Source organism: Streptomyces sp. 13-12-16 (assembly GCF_002114215.1).
Classification (GTDB): Bacteria; Actinomycetota; Actinomycetes; order Streptomycetales; family Streptomycetaceae; genus Streptomyces.
The window spans coordinates 1-854 of record NZ_NCTE01001323.1 but is presented as its reverse complement, the minus strand read 5'-3'; the positions used below and the strand labels follow the sequence as shown (position 1 = coordinate 854).

The window sequence follows — 854 nt, the reverse complement described above, 5'->3', positions numbered from 1 at the left end:
CTTCCCCGCGGAAGGGCCCCGCGCCGTCACACCGGCACCGCGTCCGGCTGCTCCCCGCGGGCCCGCGCGCCCCGTGCCTCGCCGACCGCGAGGCCCGCGACCGAGCCGAGCATCAGCAGGGTGCCGGCCAGGGTGGCCGTGGTGAGCCGCTCACCGAGCAGGGCGACCGCGAGCACCGCCGCGCCCACCGGCTCCAGCAGCATGATCACGGACACGGTGGCCGACCGTACGACGGCCGCGCCGGCGAAGTAGAGGCCGTACGCGAGCGCCGTCGGCACGGAGGCGATGTACGCCAGCAGGCACAGCAGCGCGCCGGGGGCGCCGGTGTGCGGCACCAGTCCCTCGGCCGCGGCGAACGGCAGCAGCACCAGGCTGGTGACGGCGAACGCCCCGACGGTCGTACCGGAGGAGTCCGTGCCGCCGTCACGTCCCCACCAGCGGGTGAGCAGCGTCATCACCGAGTATCCGGCCGCGGACAGCAGGGCGAGCAGGACACCCCACGGGTCCACGGTCGCGCCCCCGCCGCCGAGGACGAGCACGACGAGTCCGGCGAGCGCGCCCACGACGGCGGCCAGTCCGCCGCCTCCCAGGCGCTCCCCCATGGTCAGTCGCGCGCCGAGCGCGATCAGTACGGGTCCGGCGCCGAGGGTGACGACGGTGGCCACGGCGAGTCCCGTGGCGGAGACGGCCGCGAAGTAGGCGGTCTGGAAGACCGCGAGCCCGATGCCGGTGGCCCCGGCCCGCAGCACCCGGCGGCCGAGCGGCTCGGGCGCGGCGGGCCGGGAACGGCGGGACAGCAGCCGGGCGGCGAGCAGCAGGACCAGGCCGACGGCGCAGCGCCAGAAGGACAGGGC

General features: G+C 77.2%; 1 protein-coding gene. It reads right to left on the bottom strand.

Going from position 1 to position 854, the window contains the following annotated elements:
• Window positions 1-26: 26 nt before the first annotated feature.
• Window positions 27-854 (bottom strand): DMT family transporter (locus B7767_RS40445; protein WP_107486623.1); only part of this gene is annotated, 828 nt, incomplete at its 5' end.